Source organism: Thermococcus profundus (assembly GCF_002214585.1).
GTDB classification, from domain to species: Archaea; Methanobacteriota_B; Thermococci; order Thermococcales; family Thermococcaceae; genus Thermococcus; species Thermococcus profundus.
Genome location: NZ_CP014862.1, coordinates 689,304 through 708,261, shown reverse-complemented (window position 1 = coordinate 708,261; position 18,958 = coordinate 689,304). Strand labels below are relative to the sequence as shown.

Annotated in this window: 24 protein-coding genes; 12 read left to right on the top strand and 12 right to left on the bottom strand. The window is 53.5% G+C overall.

Annotation, left to right across the window (positions count from 1 at the left end):
• The first annotated feature begins 25 nt into the window (after positions 1–25).
• The 3 genes from A3L09_RS03980 to A3L09_RS03970 are packed head-to-tail and all read left to right on the top strand — an operon-like array spanning position 26 to position 1,192.
• Positions 26–472, top strand: a complete 447-nt coding sequence (locus tag A3L09_RS03980) for an ArsR family transcriptional regulator (protein ID WP_088857729.1) — start codon at positions 26–28, stop codon at positions 470–472.
• Between the two features lie 10 nt (positions 473–482).
• Positions 483–974 (top strand): hypothetical protein, encoded by a 492-nt coding sequence (locus A3L09_RS03975; protein WP_088857728.1) that lies wholly within the window; start codon positions 483–485, stop codon positions 972–974.
• Positions 971–1,192 carry a hypothetical protein gene (locus A3L09_RS03970; protein WP_088857727.1) on the top strand — a complete coding sequence of 74 codons (222 nt, stop codon included), beginning with the start codon at positions 971–973 and terminating at the stop codon, positions 1,190–1,192. The genes A3L09_RS03975 and A3L09_RS03970 overlap by 4 nt, the downstream gene beginning before the upstream one ends.
• On the opposite strand, the gene A3L09_RS03965 is transcribed toward A3L09_RS03970, so the two are convergent.
• Positions 1,189–2,001: a GNAT family N-acetyltransferase gene (locus A3L09_RS03965; RefSeq protein ID WP_088857726.1), complete on the bottom strand. Its 813-nt coding sequence runs from the start codon at positions 1,999–2,001 to the stop codon at positions 1,189–1,191. The genes A3L09_RS03970 and A3L09_RS03965 overlap by 4 nt on opposite strands.
• Positions 2,002–2,167: 166 nt before the next feature.
• A complete protein-coding gene (locus A3L09_RS03960; RefSeq protein ID WP_088857725.1) occupies positions 2,168–3,178 on the bottom strand; it encodes a hypothetical protein in 1,011 nt (336 codons plus the stop codon).
• A 553-nt stretch (positions 3,179–3,731) separates the two neighbouring features.
• Between A3L09_RS03960 and A3L09_RS03950 the strand changes: the two genes are divergently transcribed.
• Positions 3,732–4,223, top strand: a complete 492-nt coding sequence (locus A3L09_RS03950) for a nucleotidyltransferase domain-containing protein (RefSeq protein WP_088857724.1) — start codon at positions 3,732–3,734, stop codon at positions 4,221–4,223.
• A 69-nt stretch (positions 4,224–4,292) separates the two neighbouring features.
• Positions 4,293–5,141 (top strand): CPBP family intramembrane glutamic endopeptidase, encoded by an 849-nt coding sequence (locus tag A3L09_RS03945; protein ID WP_088857723.1) that lies wholly within the window; start codon positions 4,293–4,295, stop codon positions 5,139–5,141.
• 1 nt (position 5,142) lies between these two features.
• Here A3L09_RS03945 and A3L09_RS03940 read toward each other — a convergent pair whose 3' ends face one another.
• Together A3L09_RS03940 and A3L09_RS03935 are read right to left on the bottom strand one after the other, a co-directional pair.
• Positions 5,143–6,354, bottom strand: coding sequence for an MFS transporter (locus tag A3L09_RS03940; RefSeq protein WP_088857722.1), 1,212 nt, complete (start codon positions 6,352–6,354; stop codon positions 5,143–5,145).
• Between the two features lie 33 nt (positions 6,355–6,387).
• Positions 6,388–7,323, bottom strand: coding sequence for a hypothetical protein (locus tag A3L09_RS03935; RefSeq protein ID WP_088857721.1), 936 nt, complete (start codon positions 7,321–7,323; stop codon positions 6,388–6,390).
• An 83-nt stretch (positions 7,324–7,406) separates the two neighbouring features.
• On the opposite strand from A3L09_RS03935, the gene A3L09_RS03930 reads away from it, so the two are divergent.
• From A3L09_RS03930 to A3L09_RS03915, 4 genes are read left to right on the top strand one after another with little or no spacing between them, the layout of a single operon-like run.
• The gene (locus tag A3L09_RS03930) at positions 7,407–7,922 is read left to right on the top strand and encodes a hypothetical protein (protein WP_088857720.1); all 516 of its coding nucleotides are present in this window, start codon (positions 7,407–7,409) and stop codon (positions 7,920–7,922) included.
• Positions 7,919–8,590: a carbon-nitrogen hydrolase family protein gene (locus A3L09_RS03925; RefSeq protein ID WP_088857719.1), complete on the top strand. Its 672-nt coding sequence runs from the start codon at positions 7,919–7,921 to the stop codon at positions 8,588–8,590. Before A3L09_RS03930 ends, A3L09_RS03925 begins: the two co-directional genes overlap by 4 nt.
• A gap of 34 nt (positions 8,591–8,624) precedes the next feature.
• Positions 8,625–8,954: a methionine--tRNA ligase subunit beta gene (metG, locus tag A3L09_RS03920; protein WP_232473609.1), complete on the top strand. Its 330-nt coding sequence runs from the start codon at positions 8,625–8,627 to the stop codon at positions 8,952–8,954.
• A gap of 4 nt (positions 8,955–8,958) precedes the next feature.
• A complete protein-coding gene (locus A3L09_RS03915) occupies positions 8,959–9,411 on the top strand; it encodes a protein-tyrosine phosphatase family protein (protein ID WP_088857717.1) in 453 nt (150 codons plus the stop codon).
• Here the strand turns inward: A3L09_RS03915 and A3L09_RS03910 are convergent.
• Positions 9,398–9,961, bottom strand: a complete 564-nt coding sequence (locus tag A3L09_RS03910; RefSeq protein WP_088857716.1) for a nitroreductase family protein — start codon at positions 9,959–9,961, stop codon at positions 9,398–9,400. The two genes, A3L09_RS03915 and A3L09_RS03910, sit on opposite strands and share 14 nt — an antisense overlap.
• 66 nt (positions 9,962–10,027) lie before the next feature.
• On the opposite strand from A3L09_RS03910, the gene A3L09_RS03905 reads away from it, so the two are divergent.
• Entirely contained in the window at positions 10,028–10,897 is an 870-nt protein-coding gene (locus A3L09_RS03905; protein WP_198362290.1) for a hypothetical protein, read from the top strand.
• Here the strand turns inward: A3L09_RS03905 and A3L09_RS03900 are convergent.
• A complete protein-coding gene (locus tag A3L09_RS03900) occupies positions 10,888–11,637 on the bottom strand; it encodes an MBL fold metallo-hydrolase (RefSeq protein ID WP_088857715.1) in 750 nt (249 codons plus the stop codon). The genes A3L09_RS03905 and A3L09_RS03900 overlap by 10 nt on opposite strands.
• Positions 11,638–11,747: 110 nt before the next feature.
• On the opposite strand from A3L09_RS03900, the gene A3L09_RS03895 reads away from it, so the two are divergent.
• Positions 11,748–12,227 (top strand): Mut7-C RNAse domain-containing protein, encoded by a 480-nt coding sequence (locus A3L09_RS03895; protein WP_088857714.1) that lies wholly within the window; start codon positions 11,748–11,750, stop codon positions 12,225–12,227.
• Positions 12,228–12,239: 12 nt separating this feature from the next.
• On the opposite strand, the gene A3L09_RS03890 is transcribed toward A3L09_RS03895, so the two are convergent.
• From A3L09_RS03890 to A3L09_RS03870, 5 genes are read right to left on the bottom strand one after another with little or no spacing between them, the layout of a single operon-like run.
• A complete protein-coding gene (locus tag A3L09_RS03890; RefSeq protein WP_088857713.1) occupies positions 12,240–13,229 on the bottom strand; it encodes an ABC transporter ATP-binding protein in 990 nt (329 codons plus the stop codon).
• On the bottom strand, positions 13,226–14,182 hold the full coding sequence (locus tag A3L09_RS03885; RefSeq protein WP_198362299.1) for an ABC transporter ATP-binding protein: 957 nt from the start codon (positions 14,180–14,182) through the stop codon (positions 13,226–13,228). The genes A3L09_RS03890 and A3L09_RS03885 overlap by 4 nt, the downstream gene beginning before the upstream one ends.
• A 5-nt stretch (positions 14,183–14,187) precedes the next feature.
• Positions 14,188–15,036: an ABC transporter permease gene (locus A3L09_RS03880; RefSeq protein ID WP_088857711.1), complete on the bottom strand. Its 849-nt coding sequence runs from the start codon at positions 15,034–15,036 to the stop codon at positions 14,188–14,190.
• Between the two features lie 12 nt (positions 15,037–15,048).
• The gene (locus A3L09_RS03875) at positions 15,049–16,068 is read right to left on the bottom strand and encodes an ABC transporter permease (RefSeq protein ID WP_198362289.1); all 1,020 of its coding nucleotides are present in this window, start codon (positions 16,066–16,068) and stop codon (positions 15,049–15,051) included.
• 55 nt (positions 16,069–16,123) lie between these two features.
• Entirely contained in the window at positions 16,124–17,764 is a 1,641-nt protein-coding gene (locus A3L09_RS03870) for an ABC transporter substrate-binding protein (protein ID WP_088857710.1), read from the bottom strand.
• Positions 17,765–17,911: 147 nt separating this feature from the next.
• On the opposite strand from A3L09_RS03870, the gene A3L09_RS03865 reads away from it, so the two are divergent.
• Entirely contained in the window at positions 17,912–18,613 is a 702-nt protein-coding gene (locus A3L09_RS03865) for a 6-hydroxymethylpterin diphosphokinase MptE-like protein (RefSeq protein ID WP_088857709.1), read from the top strand.
• A gap of 29 nt (positions 18,614–18,642) precedes the next feature.
• On the opposite strand, the gene A3L09_RS03860 is transcribed toward A3L09_RS03865, so the two are convergent.
• Complete coding sequence (locus A3L09_RS03860; RefSeq protein WP_088857708.1) at positions 18,643–18,909, bottom strand: hypothetical protein; 267 nt, start codon at positions 18,907–18,909, stop codon at positions 18,643–18,645.
• Positions 18,910–18,958: the final 49 nt, after the last annotated feature.

Genomic DNA, 18,958 nt, shown 5'->3' with positions numbered 1-18,958 from the left:
ATGATTGAGCATCCAAATAACGAACATGCCCGATGAAGACTTGGCCAGGGAAGTCCAGGAGCTCAGGGAGGCTCTTGATGCCCTCAGAAAGAGCTTCGAGATAGTCTCCCAGCTGGCCCAGTCTTACCTCAGGCTCCTCAACCTCTATGCCGAATACGGCGGGCTGAGCATAGACGTTGTTATCCCCGAGATAAAGCACGATCCAATAGCCAGGGAAATTGTGAAGATTCTCTTCGATCTCAGGAGAGCCAACGTTAGCCAGATAGCCCGGGAACTTAAGGGGAGGCGCGGAAAGGCTTCACGGAACACTGTAAGGGCGAAGCTTGAGGAGCTGAAAAAACTGGGCGTTGTGAAGGAGGTTTCTTCTGAGAGCTCCAAGGGCCGAGTTTACGTCCTCTCCCGCGACGTGGTCAAGAGGTGGTTAGAGCTGATCGGAATGCCGATTAGGTTTGAGCAGACTAATGATTATTGAGGTGGTTGATATGGTGGGCACGGAGAAGATTGAGAAACTGATTGAAGAAATTGCCGAGGAGATGAAGAACGCAAAGACACCAGAGGAGCTTGAGGCCCTCGAGCGGAAGGTGGACATGCTTGAAGACCTGATAGATGCCGTCGAAGGCGACAGGGATCTCGACAAGGTAGCCATGATGATGGACCGGGTCGGAACCCTGATGGAGGGCATTATGGGGCCGATAAAGGAGCTCCTCAGGGAGCTCTACGACCCGGAGAAGATGGCCGCCATGGGCAAAAGCGTGGCTGACTTCTACAAGAACCTCGTGGAGGCCGGGATGGATAAAGAGGCCGCCCTCGAGCTGACGAAGGAGTACATGGCCAGCATAAACGTCGCTAAGACACTCACCGAAGCCCTCGTGAACATGATAAAGCAGAAAGGCGGTAACGTCAGCATAAACATCCCCACCAAGCCGAGAAAAGTCAAAGAAGTCGAGATTGAAGAGGAGGAGAAAGAGGAGTGAATTTAGTTCGTTCTCTTCTCAAGCTTCTATTTTTGCATATTCCAAGGCTGTTATTTCAAATCGCAGGGTTAACCAGGGTTGTCCGCCGGGGAAGGAGGGCTTTCAAAAGAGCCCTTAAGAAGGAAGGCCTCCCAGAGGAAATCGCGAATGTCCTAACGAGGGAGTTTTTTGTTGATATCAACTGGAGGGAGCTGGTTTTTAAGAAGGAAAGGAACTAAACCAGCTTCTTCCTGAAAACAAGAACGTTCGGCTCCTCTGAACCGTCCCATATCCAAATCCCTGCCCTTTTAAAGCCTGGGAGAACAGGCTTTATCGCACTGAGCAACATAAGGTCGAACTGCTCTTTATCCCTTTCCTTCGCCACCCACGCCATCGCCGGCAGGAGAGCCCTCAGGACAGCAGGGCCCGGGTCGAGGGGGGTGAACGTTGTTCCATCCTTTGGCCCTATGAAGCGGAGGCCGTTGTAGTCATAGAGCTCAGCGTTCTTTCGTATCCACTCAAGGGTCTCTTCGCTCCGCTTCACGAAACGCCAGCCGACTGGAATGAGGCCCAGCGTTAAGTCTTCCATCGTTGGTTCTATCATCGTAGGCTCTTCGGGTTCAAAATCGCCAACCCTCGCGCCCGCCGCGAAGAACCGCGCTTTAACTATAAACCCGCTTCCTCTTGCCATCTCTATGCTCTCCCTGTTGAGGAAGTAAGTCGCAAATTCCAGGGCTTCGATCTTTCCCTCTTCCACAAGTTCTTCGCCCTTCCACAGGATAAAGTCATGGAGGAGCTTTCCATAGCCCCTGCCGCGATAATCAGGATGAACTCTCAGCCCTTCCAGCCAGCCGACCTTTCCTGGAAGGAACGTCAGCTTGACGGTTCCGATTACCTTTCCCTCAAGTTCAAGCACGTAGAAGTTCCCGTCTTCAACCCACTCATCGAAGACGCGCGCTAAATAATCCTCCCCGCCCCATGTCAGCCTCGCTATCTCCTCAATGAAGGGTTTATCCTCGGGTTTAGCTTCACGAATCTTTGGTTCCATGATGTTTCACCTGTTGGTAAGTCTGCCCGTTGGATTTTATGCTTTTGCTTTCCTGACGGTCTTCAGAAGGAACAGTGATGAGGCAACCGCCATGGAAGATGCCAGAACCGCCAGGCTCTGAATTTCCCCGCTCCTCTCAAAGACACGCCTTTTAAATAAAATGAAATCAGCCGGCAGAACTACCCTCCGACCACATGTTCAAAACCGCCGTTTTTACGGCACTCTTGTTCCCGTAGAGGAGCATCACTCTGTCCATTCCCGGCCCCCGGTACAGCTCTATGTACACTCCGAGATCCCCCTCAAAGTAGGCCCTCTGGACGACCTCCCCAGCGGGATCGTGAGATTTAAGCTGTGGAAGAGCTTTTTCCCTGAACCCCAGCTTTTCAATTTTTTCCTTCAGTGTATCATAGACTTCCCAACCGCATCCCTCTCTATAAACGGCCGCCTCAATCCTTGCCCCCTCTGGAGTTAGTCCACTGATCGATAGGAGATCGCCGGAGAAGGCATTACTTCCCCAGGTCTGGTTGAGAACTCTCGTATGCATAAAGAAGCCCAGCATCTTCCCCGGAGAGGGACCAACCCACATTGTATGGAACATAAGATCCTTGAGGGTGTACTCAGCCTCGTCAATCAGATCTTGGCTGTATGGCACTTTGAACAAGACAACTAGATAGAACCCTCCGAAATACATTGAAAAGGCCGAGTAAAGTGCATCCTTGCCTTTTCCCTCCCACTGGAATCCGTCTGTGGTGTTTGCTTTGATGTTAAGCTTTTCTCTAAGGTCTTCCAAGGCGCTGGAGGCTGAGTAATAGTCGGGATAAGCAAAAACTGCAACGTAAGCTCCCGAGACCTCAGAAACCTCGAAGACCTCGCTGGCAAGGCTTCCCTCTGGAACCGGAAAATCAGGCTCGGTAGGTTTAAGCGAGTAGTCATCTTGAAGAGCCCCAATAAACTGCGAGATAGCTTCACTCGGGTCCAAACCGCAGAGAGGATCAGAGGGAGCGATTCTCTCGATAGCCAGGGACGGGTTGTCGGGGTTCCCTTCTCCAGGAGAAACGGTGGTTTTGGGGGATTCCGTTTGTGATGTCCCGGGTGTTTTCGTTTTCACCCCATCGTTCCCAAGGCACCCCGAAGCAAGAACCATAACTACCACGAGAATTCCCACAATTTTTCTCATGATAATCACCAGTTTTCACTTAGTATCAGAAGTATAAAATGTTTTTGTACACGCTTAGGATTTGTTACCTTTTCTTATGAAAGCCTCGCTCTTTAGGACGGGGAGGAGGTCAGTGCCCACTTGCGTAGCCTGATTTCAGTATTCTTTCCTACAACATACCCTATTTCCGCCGTTCCGTTCCTGAACTCTATTCCGCTCAAGATGACTGTCCCAATGAGTTTGCCCTCCTCATTAAGTACTGCAAAGGCCCTTTTGGTCAGCTTTTTAGCCGCCAGGGCGCGTGTTCATAGCACTAAACCCCAGACTTTCAGGTTGGTGGGGTATCATCACTATGTTCCCCTTGCCGGAGCTCTCCTCTCGATATTAGCGGATGATGTTTCCGAGATTTCAAAAGCGAGGCATTCATAGCACCATGCTGACTGTGCAGAGATCCATAGCGACCTACGAGGGGCGTTTTGGTGGTTGTTGAGGAGCTGTGACGAAAATTCGTGACTGTCAGAGTTCCCAAGGTTTTTATCCTGTTTGAGCTATAAATCGACGAGGTGTACAAACGATGATTCCTCAGAAACATCTCAAAGTCCTCCGAAGGATCTATGAAAGGCTGAGCAAAAGCGACGTCACCTGGGCGGTTACCGGTAGCCTCGGCTTTGCCCTCCAAGGTATCCCTGTTGAGCCCCATGATATTGATATCCAAACGGACAGAGAGGGAGCTTATGAAATCGAACGCCTCTTTTCTGAGTTTGTAATCGAACCTGTCAAATTTAAGGAGAGCGAGAGAATCCGCTCGCACTTTGGGGCTCTGATGATCGATGGGATCAAAGTCGAAATAATGGGCGACATTCAGAAGAGGGTCAACGATGAGTGGGAGGAGCCTGTGGACGTAAACAGGTACAGGCGCTTCGTGGAAGTTGAGGGCATGAAAATACCCGTTCTCGACTTAGAGTACGAGTATCAGGCCTACCTGAAGCTTGGAAGGATCGAGAAGGCAGAGATGCTGAGGAGGTTTTTGGCAGAAAGAAAGTCCGGGAGAGATTCGTTGTTTTAACTATGGAAACAATCATTACTATTATGAAAAGATTTTTAAAATACCACCTCAAACTAGAATGGTGATGCCATGAACCCACTGATTGTATTCATCCTAGCGTTTCTCCTCTTCGTAACAAAGGGTTTGTATACCAAGCCCCTTGTAAAGGCGTTTCAAAGAAAATTTGGGGAGATAGCCGGCTACTGGCTCTTCACATCACTCTTCACGGTTTTCCTTGCGATCTTTGTGACCCTCCTCTGTCCAGGGATTTACTTCGTCCGCTGGGATTTCCCCCTAAAGGATTTTCTGCCCTTCTTCTCGCTGGCACTTTTGAGCTCCATCCCAGCCATCCCAGAATTCCGGGATTTTTTTCACCCTAAAAGCGAGGAAGAAAGGAAAGAGCTGGAGCTCGTGAAAAGCCTTACCTTCGCTCAGGCAGCCGTTATCCAGGTTATAAGCGCCGCTCTGCCTGAGGAGTTGACCTACCGCTACGTTTTCCTAGGTCTTCTATCGCTCTGGAATCCGTTGGCTGGCCTCGTTGGGATTTCCATCTTCTTCGGAATCTCTCACAAGTTCTCGCATCCCACCAGACGCTGGAGTACGCTCCTCTTCAACATCCTCATCGGGTTTGTCCTCGGCTGGGCCTACCTCTACACTGGCAGTCTCCTTCTGGTGATGGGGATTCACTGGCTTGGGAATATGCTCCCCTGGGCATATGTAAAGTATGAAAGCGCCAGAAAGGTGATCCTGGGAACTGCGGCTCTCTTTGCAGTCTTGCTCCCAGTGATCTTCAGGAACGAGCTAATTAAGGCCGCTGATTATCTCAGCGGCGTATACTCCACCGGCGGTCTGCTCTGGGGAACTTTTGTGGGATTCTCCATGCTGGGGATCGTTTACGCTGAACTTTCAATGCTGAAAAGGAGGGGAAGCAAGGCATGATTCAGTTCCCGCTTCCCTCAAGGTGGCTCAACCTCAGGTGTTCCCCAAGGAATCCCAGAACTTCCCCGACCTTGAAACTTGCCCCAACTACCAGCAGAATCACGGCAAACATTAGCCTCGCCTCAGCCAGGCCCAGTTTGTCCACAGCGAAGCCATAAACGGCATAGAAAAGGGCCATCATCAATCCCGCGATCATCCTGTCAAGGGAGAGCAGGGTGGCCCTCTTCTCGCTTGGTATCCTGTGCTGGAACTCCACGCTGAGGTTGAAGCTGAATGCCGCCGTTAGGATTGTGAGGACTATCCCAAGGGTGACTATCCAGAGGGGGTTGGGGTAGACCACGGAGAGAACCGTGAACACTGGAATCAGGATGGGGGCGAGGGAGTAGGCTTTTCTGCTCCAGGAGTCGCGGAGGCGGACTCCGACCAGCCTCGGAACCGTCCTAACCGTGACCTCGACAACACCAAGGAGTCCTAGAGTGCCCATGAGGGTTGTTCCGAGGCTTCTTGCTAGTATATCTCCAAGGTAGGGCTCAAAGAACTTTCTGAACTGGTTGGCCTGCATGCTCACGACTATGGAGAGGAGGATCAACCAGAAGAGCCTCGGCTGGAAGAGCTCCCTTAAAGAGGACAATGTGTGGCCCAGATAGTCTCTCTCAGTTTTCTTGAACTCGTACTCAGGAATTGAGAGTATAAGGACTATCGCCGAAAGCTCAACGACGAGGCTCAGGATTATGGGAAGGATGAAGCCGTAGAACTGCGCCAGAAAGCCTCCGATTATCAGCGCTGTTGCTGAGAGCGGAATGGTTATGCTTTTAGCGTCCCTCATGACTTTTCTGTATTCCTTCTCCCTCCCGATGTGCTTCAGGTCGTCGAAGAGCCACGCCTCAAAGCTTCCGCTGACGAATGAGGCACCGAGGGAGGAGATGAGGGCGTAGAGCAGGAGCATGGGAAAGTTGCGGAGGAAGAGGAGAATAACACTCCCGAGGGCGTGAATACTAAATCCCATGAGGACGCTCAGCTTTCTGCTGATTTTGTCGCCCACGACTCCAGTTGGAACCTCAAAGAGGAAAGCCCCAAGGACACCTATAGAGGTCTCAAGGCCTATCTGGGCGTAGCTGAAGCCCCTGGAGAGGAAGTAGATAACGAGCAGGTTCCCAAGGAAGCCCGTGCTTATCAGGGCCATCAGGAGCTTGAACTTCCTGATTAGATCCATGTTGAACCCCCCCAACGTTTTAGGGAACGGGGTTTATCTCCCTATCGCTTCGAGGGCCATGACGGTCCTTTCGCCTTCTTCCTTCACCCCTGCCGCAATCTCACGAGCCAGAACCTCAACCCAGCCGCGCTCCCAGAGGGGCTTCTTCCAGAGGATTTCCCCATTGGAGCCAAACTCCATAACGATGGCCCTACCTTCAATTTCTCCCCCAACGAGGAGGCGGCTCTCAAGTGGGAGGAGAGATGTTGCGGAGCCGTTTGGAATGGTTACCTCCCATCCCCCACCCCAGACCCAGAGGTCGTCTCCATCATAACCGGCCAGGATGAGCTTGCCGTTCCAAAGTGCCGCGGTGAGCGCTATCCCATCTTCCGCGAGGAGTTCCTGGCCTAAGAAGTTCCCGTTAGGAGCGAAATCAAAGGTGATGACCTTCCAGCCTTCATCTTTAACGTTCCCGACTAACCTCGGCCTTTCCCCTGGAAGAAGGGATGCCGTCACAACGTCCTCCCAATTGCCAAAATCCTTCAGCCAATCCAGTTCTCCTTCCATAGAGAGCTTTCCAACAAAGAACCCCTTGTTTCTGGGCCTTCCCGTCTCGCCGGCTATGAAGATTGAACCGCCAGCCGGCAAAATTGAGTAAACGCATTCGTTGCCCCTAATTTCAATCTCCCGCTCCCAGAGGGGGTTTAAGCTCTCATCGAGTCTTGCGATGTAGGCCTTCCATCCTTCTCCTCCATCAGGCGTTGCCTTTCCCTCAACGGCTCCCCCTATTACGTAGCCGTCTTCAATTCGCGCTATAGCGTGTCCTTCCCAGTCGTTTCTCTCACCTAGAAAGCGCGTTTCGAGTATTTCTTCCCCTCTAGCCCTCGCCAGCATGATCCTGTAGTTCCTCCCGTTGTGAACGCTTCCAATAAGCAGATCACCCGCTAAAGCGGCCGGAACCGTCTCGACTCCAAAGGAATACGTTCTCATTTCAGGACCCCCTAGAGCTAAGCATTTTTGTGGACAAAAAGTTTTAAAGTTTTTGCAGGTTAGTGGTAAGTAGGTGATTTAGGATGAAGAAAAAGCGCACCCTCAAGATAATCGCACTCCTGCTGGCCATTGCTCTCCTCGCCGCCACCTACGCGTGGGCAGGGTGCAGGAAAAAGAACGAAAGGCTTGTAGAGAGCGTCTACCTCGACTCCCTCCGCTCCAGGCTGGTGCTCTCCGATATGGCCGACTTTCTTGAACACTCCATTGAGCATAACGCCTCAGATGCCTACCTACGGCTTCAGCTGATTCGCTATGAAGAAAACGTGTTATCCCTTGGGAACGTCTTCTCGGAGCTATACGACTTGACAGGTGAGAGAAAATATTCAACTCTTTCTGAAGCCCTGTCCAGCGTAGATGGCTTTCTTACCGACGTTTCAAACGATGAGCCCGAAAAGATGAGGACAAGAGTAAAGGACAACCTTGAGGCCCTCAAACGGCTTCAAGAGCTCTTTAAAGAGCTTTCAAAGTATCAAAAACCGGAAGAGATTCCCGAAAGCTTGGCAGAAGAGCTCCTAAACGCTTCGAGGGAGCTGAGATGAGAGTTGCTCTAATTCCAATGCGCGTTGAAGATGGAAACTTCGAGGCCAACTGGAGGGAGTTCAAAAGACGTTTTAGCGAGGCCTTAGAGCAGGATCCAGACTTTCTCGTTTTTCCCGAGTACTGCCTGACGGGCTTTAGAGAGTGGGACTTTTCAGGGGCGGGGCTTTACGATGAGATTTTCAGGAGGGTGAGCAACCTCGCAAGGGAGAACGGCGTCTACATCGTATTCGGCCTGCTTGAGCCATACAAGCACTGCATTTACAACTCGGCCTTGCTCATTGGGCGGAACGGCGAAGTCCTCCTCAAGCACCACAAGTTCCAAGAACCCCACAAGTTCTGCACCGGCAACACGGTGAAAACTGCCAGAACCGAGTTCGGGAAGGTTGCCATTATCATCTGCGGCGACTTCTACAACAAGCGCATAGCCAAATGGGTGAGGAGGAAAAAGCCAGACCTCCTCTTCGTGCCCATGGAATACTCGCCCGACTACGGGGAGCCCAACGAGGAAGACGTCAGAGCCATGTCGGAGCGCGTTAGGCTACTCGGCGTTAAGGCTTTCATCGTGAACAGCCATCCTCCCGGCGGCGCGTGGGTTTTTGAGAGGGATGGAAGGCTAATTGCCGAGAGCATGGGAGATGAAATCCTCCTATGGGAAGGGCAACCCTAAAATATGCTCCGCCTCATTATCTTCGGTGAAGTCCATGGAGCTCTACGACGTTGATGAGTTCTGGAAGTTCGACCTCCGCGTCGGTATGGTTAAGAAAGCCGAGAAGCTGAAGCGCACGAAGAAGCTCATTAAGCTCGAAGTGGACTTCGGCAGCGAGGAGAGAACAATAATAACGGGCATAGCCGACCAATACTCTCCGGAGGAGCTGGAAGGGAAGAAGTTTGTTTTCGTTCTCAACCTCAAGCCGAAGAAGCTGAGCGGTGTCGAGAGCCAGGGGATGTTGATCGTCGCTGAGACCGAGGAGGGAAAAGTCTACCTCCTCCCCGTTCCAGAGGAAGTGCCCGTCGGGACGAGGGTGTGGTGAGACGATGTGGCCCTCTGCAAAGTTCATCGATGAGAATGTGGCTTTCTCCCGAATGCCGACGGAGAAGGAGATCGATGAAGTGGCAGAGGAGTTTGATGCCGTAGTGGTTCTCGTTGAGGAGCACGAAGTCCCCTACTCCCTCGAAGAATGGAAGAAAAGAGGAGTTGAGATTCTCCACAGCCCGATAGCGGACTTCACGGCCCCAAACCTTGACCAGCTCCTCGGAATTCTCCGCTGGATTGAAAAGCGGGTTAAGGAAGGAAAGAGAGTCCTTATACACTGCATCGGCGGCCTGGGAAGGAGCGGAACGGTGGCGGTAGCTTGGCTCATGTACTCCAAGGATCTTCCTTTGAGAACGGCACTGATGAGAGTCCGCTCGCTCCGTCCGGGAGCGGTTGAGACTTGGGAGCAGATGGGAATTTTGAAAGAGCTGGAAAGACACCTCAGAAGCCGTTGAAGCTCACCACGTCTTCCAGCTTTTTCCTCTCGTATTTCGGCTTTGGATCCGCCGGGTATCCGACGGGCAGTATCGTCTGGAGCTTGTAATCCTTCGGGGCGTTCAGCAGTTCCTCCACGGGTTTGGGGTTCGGTGGGGTGTAGGTCACGGTTCCGAGGCCGAGTTCCTCAAGCGCCAGCAGGAGGTAGCCGACGGCGATCCACGTTGACTGGAGCCAGTACGGTGCCTTCGTGTGGCCGAAGACAAGGATCAGGTAAGGCACTTCACTCAGGAACGGCTTCTCCGGCTTGAAGCCCTTCGCGTTCAGCCAGGCCATCAGATCGCCCTTGGTTTTTGAGTAGAACTTCTCCTCTTCCCTCTCACAGACTTCGCGGATTTTAGCCTTCAGCCAGTCGTCGTCAACAACGACGAACTTCCATGGCTGGGCGTTCATCCCGGAAGGAGCTTCCTTCGCAGCCTTTATCGCCTTCATTACCTCCTCCTTTGGGGGCCTGTCCGGGAGGAACTGCCTGATGGTCTTCCTCCTCTTAGCGAGCTCAAGGACGCGCATCCCACCACCGTTGCCCTTTGGACGTTCTGCAAAAAAGCTTTATGGGGCAAGCAAAAGGTTTTACCAATGAAGAAACATATAGCCGCTCTGGTCGTGTTACTGCTGGTTGGGGCGTCCTTCCTCGGGCTCCACCGACTTGAGGAGAGGCCTAAAACCAGAAATGCCACAGAACTAAACGAATCAGCCCTCCGCTCTTTCCTGGAGTCCCAGTACGTTCCGGAGGCGGGACTGCTGAGGGCGGCGGTAACGGCCTATCCCGACAACGAGACCATCTACGTGGCAAACGACAACCTGCTGGCGGCGAGAGCGCTGATCCTCCTCGGCTCGCCGCTTGGGGAACGGATCCAGAAAAACCTCAACGAGAACTACTCGAGCGGCCGAAGCGGGAAGGTCGATGTTCTCCTTGGACGGCCGATAGAGGGATTTTTCTGCTCGGAGACAGATATAATGGGAAAAGTCTACTCCCGGAAGTTCCAAGCGGAGTTCACCGTAAAACGTGAGCGGGCGAACCCCTCCTGTCAAATGAGCGATTGGGATGACTACGCAGACCTGCTTGCCTATGCGGCCATCAACGAGACCTTAAGTGGAAACAGAACCGGCGCGATGCGGTTCTACCGTTCGCTCCTCGCGATGTGGGATGGAAACGGCTTCCGGGATAAAGCCTTCGGCGGCGTTTATCAGACCTACAAGTGCGCCCTCTTCGTCTATCTTTATAGAATGCTGGGAAAGCCCTCCAGCGGCCAGAAGGTTTATGAGAGATGCATCGGGGCAATTTCCAACCTCCAAGCGCGGAATGGAGGAATAATCACAGGCTACCAACTGGAAAACGGGAAAATAACCCCCGTAGGCGACACGAACACGGAAACGACTTCCATGGTCGTTCTCGCCCTCTACTCAGATTATTCAGAGAAGATCTATGGAAAAGTTCAGACGTAGAACACCATCCCGTCGTAGGCGACAAGAACCTTTGTTCCCCATCTCTTTCTAACGTACTCCACCAGTTCCAAGAAGGGAAGGTTTTTATGGGAAATGTGGCTTAAAACGGTTCTCTCCGCCAGTTGGAGGCCAATTTCCGCGGCTTCATCCACGTTGTTGTGATTAGGATCGTCGGTTCCCGGCGGGTAGGTCGCGTCCACAATAGCGAGCCTCAGCGGTGCTCTCTCCTTCAGGAACTCCCAGGTTTCTTCGGAGAGGCCTTTGGTGTCGTAGAGAATAGCCACGCTCTTCCCGTCCTCTTCGATGAGGTAGCCGAGGGTTTCAACGTCATGGTTGAGCTTTATGGCCGTTATTTTAAGCGTATCAACTTTCAGAGTATCGCCGGGTTTAAGCGTCTTCGGCCTCAGGTTTTTGGGGTCGTTGAGGATGAGGGCATCGGCGTGTCCTTTTGGGGCGTAGAGTTCAGTCTCCTTTGCCATCCAGCGGAGCTTGTAGAGGCCGTAGATGTGATCGTGGTGCCAGTGGGTCAGGAAGATAGCTTCAAGCGGAACGTTGAGGAAGTCCCTTATGTCAGTGCCAACGTCGAAGAGGACTGCCTTCTGGTTTTCAGTGATCACCGCGAGCGTCGAGGGTCTTCTCTGGGCGAAACCGAATCTTCTGGCTTGATTGCATGAGGAGCAGGTGCATAGATGTGCTGGAATTCCCTCGCTTCCGCCGGTGCCGATGAAGTAGACGAGCATTTTCACCACCTGGCATCAAGGTGTTTTATAACTGTAAAATACAGGACCGATTTATAAGCGTTCCCACCGGAAGGCACTTTAACTTAATTACCAAAATCCCAGCGATAGCCATGAAGTTCATCGCCGACATGATGCTTGGAAGATTGGCGAGATGGCTTAGGCTGTACGGCTACAATACCCTCTACGGGATAGTTGACGATGATGACATCATTAAGAGAGCCCTTGAGGGGGGCAGGGTAATTATAACCCGCGATGAGGGGCTTGCGGAGAAGGCTAATGCGGCGGGGGTAGAAGTCTTTCTCCTCTCCTCCAACTCCCTGGAGGGACAGGTCGAGGAGCTGAGGAGATTTGGCGTCGAGTTCAGGGAGCTCTTCCCGGCGAACGCCCGCTGTCCAAAGTGCAATGGGCCGATAGAGAGGGTTCCGAAGGAAGAAGTAAAGGGCAGAGTACCGGAAAGCGTTTATGAAAAATACGAAGAGTTCTACGTGTGTAAGGACTGTGGCCAGATCTACTGGCCCGGGAGGCAGTGGAGGGAGATGCTTAAGATTGATAGAAAGCTCAGGCTGGGGAAATCAAAGGAGGAGGATTAAAAAGAAAGGGCCTCACCCGAGCGGGTGGTGGCAGGCGACGAAGTGGTTGTGGCTCACCTCGATCAGCTTCGGCTCCTCGCTCCTGCACTTCTCGTCCGCGAAGGGGCACCTTGGGTGGAAGCGACAGCCAGGCGGTATGTTCGCGGCGTTTGGAACCTCGCCGGCTATCTTAAACTTCCTCTCCTTCTTCCTGACGGCTATGGAGGGGACGGCCTGGATGAGGGCCATTGTGTAGGGGTGAGCGGGGTTCTTGAGGACTTCCTCAGTGGGGCCTATCTCGACTATCTTTCCGAGGTACATCACCGCTATCCTGTCCGCTATGAGCTTTCCGACGGCTATGTCGTGGGTTATGAAGAGCTGGCTGAGGTTGTACTCCCTTTCGAAGCTCTCGAGGAGATCAAGTATGGAGGCGCGCATGGAGACGTCTATCATTGAGACAGCCTCGTCAGCAACCACGAACTCTGGCTTCAGCACCATCGCCCTGGCTATAACGACCCTCTGCCTCTGGCCACCGCTGAGGTGGTGGGGATAGCGGTCGTAGAACTCGTCCTCGGGGGTCAATCCGACGCGCTTGAGCATCTTCAGGACGATTTCCCTGGCCTCCTCCTTGTCGGCAAGTCCGTGAACGAGGAGGGGGTGAGCTATGGCATCCCCGATTTTCATCCTCGGGCTTAAACTGGAGTAAGGATCCTGGAAGATTATCTGCATCCTCCTCCTGAAGGGCCTCAGTTCATCCTTCGAGAGCTTTGTTATGTCCGTTCCATCGAAGATTATCCTCCCGTCGGTCGGCTCTATCAGCCGCAGGACCGTTCTTCCGGCGGTCGTCTTTCCGCAGCCGCTTTCGCCTATGAGGGCCAGAACCTCACCCCTCTCTATCTCGAAGCTTATGCCGTCAACGGCCTTTACGTACCTCGGTGGCACTTTTCTGAGGGCTTCCATTACGCTCCTCTTTATTGGGAAGTACTTCCTGAGGTTCTCGACCCTGAGGAGGGGCTCGCTCATTCCTTCCACCCCCCTGGGAAGTGGCAGGCAACGAGGTGTCCCTTCTCAACTTCCCTGAGCTCCGGTTCTTCACTGTCGCACACCCCTGCCCTCGCAAGGGGACAGCGCGGGTGGAAGCGGCAGCCCCTCGGCGGGTTTCTCAGGTCGGGCGGGTAACCGGGGATGGCCTTAACTTCTCCCTCCTTCCACAGATCCGGGACGGCTTCTAGAAGGGCCTTGGTGTACGGGTGGAGCGGGCTCTCAACTATCTGCTCCACAGTTCCGAGTTCGACGAGCTTTCCGGCGTACATGACGGCTATCCTGTCGCTCCTCTCAGCTGCCAGGGAGATATCGTGGGTGACGAAGTAGATCGTAGTCCCCTCGGACTTCATGTTGTCGAGGAGATCCATGATGGCGTCCTGGACTATGACGTCGAGGGCGGTCGTCGGTTCGTCGGCTATCAGGAGCTTCGGGTTGAAGGCCATTGCTATGGCTATGCTGACCCTCTGCCTCTGTCCACCCGAGAGCTGGTGGGGGTAGTAGTCCAGCCTGTCCGCCGGGAGATTGACCTTTTCAAAGAGATCCTTGGCCCTCTCCCTGGCTTCATCCTCAGGAACACCGTGAACGACCATTGCCTCGACTATCTGGTCTCCAACCTTTCTAAGGGGATCGAGGCTGGTCATCGGATCCTGGAAGACCATTGTTATCTCCTTTCCCCGTATGGATCTCAGTTCCTCCGGCTTCATCTTCACCAGATCCCTGCCCCTGAAAAGAACTTCACCCGAGACTATCCTCCCGGGGGACGGAACGAGGTTCATGACGGCCTGGGCCACGGTTGACTTTCCACTCCCGCTTTCTCCGACGAAGGTTATCCACTCCCCCTCCTCCAGGGAGAAGGACACGTTTTCCGCACCTTTGACAACCCCCGAGAGCGTGTAGTAGTACACACTGAGGTTTTTGACTTCAAGGAGCATCATCATCACCTCGTTCCAAGGGAAAACCTCTCGTTTATTGCCTCGCCTATCATGGCGAAGCCCATTGCCAGGAGCATGATCATTATTCCCGGGAAGAAGGCCAGCCACCAGTAGCCGTCCAGCAGGAAGGGCTGTCCAACATGGAGGTCGTAGCCCCAGTCGGGAGTTGGCGGCGTAACGGACAGTCCCAGGAAGCTCAGACCCGCCTCCGTCAGGATGGCATCGGCAACGCTCAGCGTGAACACCACCAAAACGGTGGGCAGAACGTTCGGCAGTATGTACTTGCGCATGATCTCCCTGTCCTTAACGCCCATGGCCATCGCCGCCTCGACGAAGAGCTGTCCCTTGAGGCTGAGGGTCTGGCCGCGCACCATCCTGAAGTAGGTGGGCACGTAGACGAAGCTTATTGCCACGGCTGTGTTGATGGGACTGGGGCCCAGAACGACGGCTATGACTATGGCCAGTATGAGGGACGGAAAGGAGTAGACGCTGTCCATTATCATGCTCAGGGTTCTGTCAGTCTTGCCGCCGTGGTACCCAGAGAGCAGGCCAAGGGGGACTCCTATTACTATAGAGAGGGTTGTGGCGATGGCAACCACGTAGAGGATTATCCGCGATCCCCAGATTATCCTTGAGAAAACGTCCTGTCCGAGGCTGTTGGTCCCCATCGGGTGCTTCCAGCTGGGGGGAGAGAATATGTCCGGACCTATTTCAGTCGGGTCGTAAGGGGAGATCCACGGGGCCAGCAGGGCCATGAAGAGAACGACTAAAACCACCGACAGCCCAAAGATCATGAGTCCCCTACCAGGCCTCCTCTCACGGAGGGGCTTTACCAGATAGTCTATCACCCTCATTCTCCTCCCCCCTTAGTACTCCACCCTCGGATCGAGGAGGGCGTAGATGACGTCCACTATCAGGCTGATCAGGCCGACGAAGAGCGCGAAGACTATCACAGCACCCTGGATCGAGTTGTAGTCGCGGTAGTTTATCCTCTCCATGATGAACGTTCCCATGCCAGGCCAGTTGAAGGTCGTCTCCGTCAAAACCGCACCCCCGAGGAGTATCGCGAACTGGAGTCCCATCAGCGTTACCACGGGGATGAAGGCGTTCTTGAGGGCATACCAGAGGACTTTCCTCTCGGGAACACCCCTGGCGAGGTACGCCCTTATGAAGTCCTGGCTGAGGACATCGACCATGTTGTTCCTGACCAGACGCGTGTAGGCGCCGCTGAGGACTATTCCAAGGGTTATGCTGGGCAGAACCAGGTGCGCTAAAACACTCTTCAAAGCCGCCCAGTTGCCCTGAAAGAGGGCGTCGAGAACGTAGAAGCCTGTTATTGAATGGAAGTTTATCCCCGGATCGATCCTCCCGGAGGTTGGGAGCCAGTGGAGCCTGACGCCGAAGAGGTACTGGAGCATCATGCCGAACCATGGTATGAACAGGGTGTAAGCGATTATGCTGTAGACCCTCATCCCGGTATCAACCTTCGTCCCCTTCTTAACGGCGCCCAGAACACCGGTGGCCAGCCCAAGGAGAACGCTGACCGTGAAGGCGAAGATCGTGAGTTCAACCGTAGCTGGAAGGCGGAGCTTTATGTAGCTGGCGACCGATTTTCCCATCGGGGACGCGAGGGTCACGCCAAGATCACCGCGGAGCATCTTCCAGAGGTAGTCAAAGTACTGGACGTAAGGCGGCTTGTCCAAACCGGCAAGGTGCTCTAGGTGGTGAAGCTGCTCAGGCGGGATATTTTTCGTTCCCACAACCGCGAGAATGGGGTTGCCGGGAAGAATTCTCAGGAACAGGAAAACGATCGTGTACAGGATGAGTATCATGGGGATTATCATCAACGCCCGGATTAAGATGTACCTGCCAAGTCCCCGAGCCAACGTTGATCACCCCTTTACTTCAATACAAACAGACAAAAAGAAAACAAAAGAGAGATCAGCCCGTCTTGTAGACGGTGCTGTAGTGGAATATCATGTCCGGACCGATGGTGACGCCCTTAACGCTCTTCTGGGTCACGACGAAGAGCTTGCCCTGTATAAGCGGTATGTACGGAACGTCCTGGGCCAGGATGTCCTGGGCCTGCTCGTACAGCTTAGCCCTCTGGTTCTGGTCGGTTATGGTCTGGGCCTTCCTGAGTATGGTGTTCATCTGGGTGTTGTTGTAGCCTGTTCCAGCCCAGCCGTTGGCGTCTCCGTCGAGGAACGGAGTGGTGTAGTCATCTGGGTCGAGGTAGTCCGGGTACCAGCCGAGGAGATAAACCTGCATCTGGCCCTTCCTAGCGTAGTCGGTGTAGGTGTTCCACTCGGCGCTCTTTATATCGACCTTGATCATGCCCGTCTTCTCCCACTCGCTCTTGAGAACCTGGGCCAGGGAAGCCTCGGTGTCACCGTAGTGAGTCGGTGTGTACCAGAGCGTTATCTTGAGCGGGTTGTCCTTGGAGTAGCCGGCTTCCTGGAGGAGCTGCTTAGCCTTGTCGAGGTTGGCGTCTCCGTAAGCATCCTTGAAGACGTCCTTGTGGCTCCACATTCCGTTCGGGATAAGGCTGTAGAGAGGCTCAACGGTTCCCTGGAAGACGACGTTCGATATCTCCTGCCTGTTGATCGCGGCCGCAAGGGCCTGCCTCACCTTAACTTCCTTAGTGGGGTCGATCTTGGTGTTCAGACATACGTACCTTATGAACGCTCCGGGAACCTCTATAACGCTGACCTTGCTGTTCTTCTTGAGGCTCTTTATGTCGGTCGGCCTCAGGGTTCTCCAGGCTATATCTATCTCACCGTTCTGGAGGGCGAGCCTCATTGTCGAGGCGTCGTTGTAGAACCTGATGATTATCTTCTTGGTCTTGGGCTGGTCGCCGTAGTAGTTGGGGTTCGCCTCAAGGACGAGCTCCTGGTCGCGGACCCACTTGGTTATCTTGTACGGGCCGATTCCGCCAAAGGTGGCGTCGCTGTCGATCTTGTCGTTGTCGTACTTCGGGCTCACCGGGAAGTACGGTGGGGTCGTGAGCAGGGCCAGGAAGTAGGCAGTCGGGTGCTTGAGGTAGAAGACGACGGTGTAGTCATCTTTGGCCTCGACGTGGTCAACGAAGCTGGTTACGAGCCAAGAGGGATCTCCCTTTATGGTCATGATCCTGTTTATGCTCCTGACCACATCTTGGGCCGTGAACGGGCTTCCGTCGTCAAACTTAAGACCCTTCCTCAGGTGGAATGTCCAGACGGTTGAGTCGTTGTTTACCTCCCACTTCTCGGCGAGGCCGGGCTCTATCTCCAGGGTTCCAGGTTTGTACTTCACGAGGCCCTCCATGACGTTGTTGAGAACCTCCCAGGTATAGAAGTCGTAGGCGTTCGCTGGATCGAGGTCAGTAACCTTGTCGGTAACTCCAATAACGAGCTGTTCCGCAACTCCAGCGCTGGAACTCGACGTCGTCTGGGACTGACCAGAGCTTGAGGTGCCCTGACTCTGGGTAGTGGACTGGCTCGAACTCGTGGTGTTGCTACCGCCGCCTCCAATACAGCCGCTGGCAACTACAGAAAAAACAACCAAAAAAACAACCAAAACTGCAATCTTGGTTTTCTTCATGGATTTCACCAATGATCTTTTATGACCACCAACGTTTTAAATCTTTCGTAGTTGTCTTTGTACAATTGTCAATGTCCCTTAGTTTCCTACAATGCAAATCTAATGACAGCGGCAAAGGTTAATAAGCGGCCCATCGGAGGAGGGGGTATGAGATGGGAAGATTGGGAACCCTTCTACCTCCGCATAGTCCGCGAGATGGGGTACTCGATTGAAGAGGACAGAAAAGCCGCCCAGATACTCCGCGCGCTTCTCCTGGAGGGGGACAAATACATTCTGAAGGAAGAGCTGGGGGCTGTTGTAGGAAGAAAAGCTTATGTCTTCGGTGCCGGCCCGAGCCTTGAGAAGGCCTTGGAGAAGTTCGATTTCTCGGACGGGACGCTGATAGCGGCGGATGGAGCAACGTCAGCCCTCCTTGAGAACGGCATCGTGCCGGACATTATCGTTACCGATCTCGACGGCAGAATCCCGGATCTCAAGATAGCCAACGACAGAGGAGCTTTTATGGTCATTCATGCCCACGGTGACAACGTTGATAAGCTAACCGTTTACGTCCCCATGTTCTCCAGAATACTTGGGACTACCCAGACAGAGCCGCTCGACATTGTCTACAACTTCGGAGGCTTCACCGACGGCGACAGGGCAGTTTTCTTGGCTGAGGAGCTTGGGGTCAGGGAGATAACCCTCGTGGGCTTCGATTTTGGATCACTGGTGGGCAAATGGAGCAAGCCGGGCCTTAGGGATCATTCCCCCATATGGGAGAGCAAGAGGAAGAAGTTCGAGTTCGCGAAGGAGCTTCTGGAGTGGCTGGAGAAGAACGATCGGGCAGAGCTTAAACGCCTAAGCCCGTAGCATTCATTAAAAAATAAACGAAAAGGAGATCAGAACCCGGCCAGGATTCTGAAGCCGAACGCGATTATAATCGCCGCGGCTATAACAAGGGCTACCCTGAGGTTCTCGGAGGTTTTCTCATCGAAGGCCTTGTCCAGGAACACCCAGGAGATTCCCGCAACGCCGATGTCGTATACGATCCATCCCCCTTTTGTGACCCCGTTCACCGAACTGCCGAGTACAGCTATGATGGCCCCCAAAAGGAGTATCCCTATGGAACCCGCTATCAATCCGCTCTCCACTTCCTCGGGGATCATGGTACCACCCGGGGGATTTCGGTTCTCGAACTAAATAGTCTTTCGGTTG

Coding starts and splice junctions, on each gene's coding strand:
- A3L09_RS03980 (WP_088857729.1), top strand. CDS start 26: ATGCCCGATGAAGACTTGGCCAGGGAAGTCCAGGAGCTCAGGGAGGCT.
- A3L09_RS03975 (WP_088857728.1), top strand. CDS start 483: ATGGTGGGCACGGAGAAGATTGAGAAACTGATTGAAGAAATTGCCGAG.
- A3L09_RS03965 (WP_088857726.1), bottom strand. CDS start 2,001: ATGGAACCAAAGATTCGTGAAGCTAAACCCGAGGATAAACCCTTCATT.
- A3L09_RS03960 (WP_088857725.1), bottom strand. CDS start 3,178: ATGAGAAAAATTGTGGGAATTCTCGTGGTAGTTATGGTTCTTGCTTCG.
- A3L09_RS03950 (WP_088857724.1), top strand. CDS start 3,732: ATGATTCCTCAGAAACATCTCAAAGTCCTCCGAAGGATCTATGAAAGG.
- A3L09_RS03945 (WP_088857723.1), top strand. CDS start 4,293: ATGAACCCACTGATTGTATTCATCCTAGCGTTTCTCCTCTTCGTAACA.
- A3L09_RS03940 (WP_088857722.1), bottom strand. CDS start 6,354: ATGGATCTAATCAGGAAGTTCAAGCTCCTGATGGCCCTGATAAGCACG.
- A3L09_RS03935 (WP_088857721.1), bottom strand. CDS start 7,323: ATGAGAACGTATTCCTTTGGAGTCGAGACGGTTCCGGCCGCTTTAGCG.
- A3L09_RS03930 (WP_088857720.1), top strand. CDS start 7,407: ATGAAGAAAAAGCGCACCCTCAAGATAATCGCACTCCTGCTGGCCATT.
- A3L09_RS03925 (WP_088857719.1), top strand. CDS start 7,919: ATGAGAGTTGCTCTAATTCCAATGCGCGTTGAAGATGGAAACTTCGAG.
- metG (WP_232473609.1), top strand. CDS start 8,625: ATGGAGCTCTACGACGTTGATGAGTTCTGGAAGTTCGACCTCCGCGTC.
- A3L09_RS03915 (WP_088857717.1), top strand. CDS start 8,959: ATGTGGCCCTCTGCAAAGTTCATCGATGAGAATGTGGCTTTCTCCCGA.
- A3L09_RS03910 (WP_088857716.1), bottom strand. CDS start 9,961: ATGCGCGTCCTTGAGCTCGCTAAGAGGAGGAAGACCATCAGGCAGTTC.
- A3L09_RS03905 (WP_198362290.1), top strand. CDS start 10,028: ATGAAGAAACATATAGCCGCTCTGGTCGTGTTACTGCTGGTTGGGGCG.
- A3L09_RS03900 (WP_088857715.1), bottom strand. CDS start 11,637: ATGCTCGTCTACTTCATCGGCACCGGCGGAAGCGAGGGAATTCCAGCA.
- A3L09_RS03895 (WP_088857714.1), top strand. CDS start 11,748: ATGAAGTTCATCGCCGACATGATGCTTGGAAGATTGGCGAGATGGCTT.
- A3L09_RS03890 (WP_088857713.1), bottom strand. CDS start 13,229: ATGAGCGAGCCCCTCCTCAGGGTCGAGAACCTCAGGAAGTACTTCCCA.
- A3L09_RS03885 (WP_198362299.1), bottom strand. CDS start 14,182: ATGCTCCTTGAAGTCAAAAACCTCAGTGTGTACTACTACACGCTCTCG.
- A3L09_RS03880 (WP_088857711.1), bottom strand. CDS start 15,036: ATGAGGGTGATAGACTATCTGGTAAAGCCCCTCCGTGAGAGGAGGCCT.
- A3L09_RS03870 (WP_088857710.1), bottom strand. CDS start 17,764: ATGAAGAAAACCAAGATTGCAGTTTTGGTTGTTTTTTTGGTTGTTTTT.
- A3L09_RS03865 (WP_088857709.1), top strand. CDS start 17,912: ATGAGATGGGAAGATTGGGAACCCTTCTACCTCCGCATAGTCCGCGAG.
- A3L09_RS03860 (WP_088857708.1), bottom strand. CDS start 18,909: ATGATCCCCGAGGAAGTGGAGAGCGGATTGATAGCGGGTTCCATAGGG.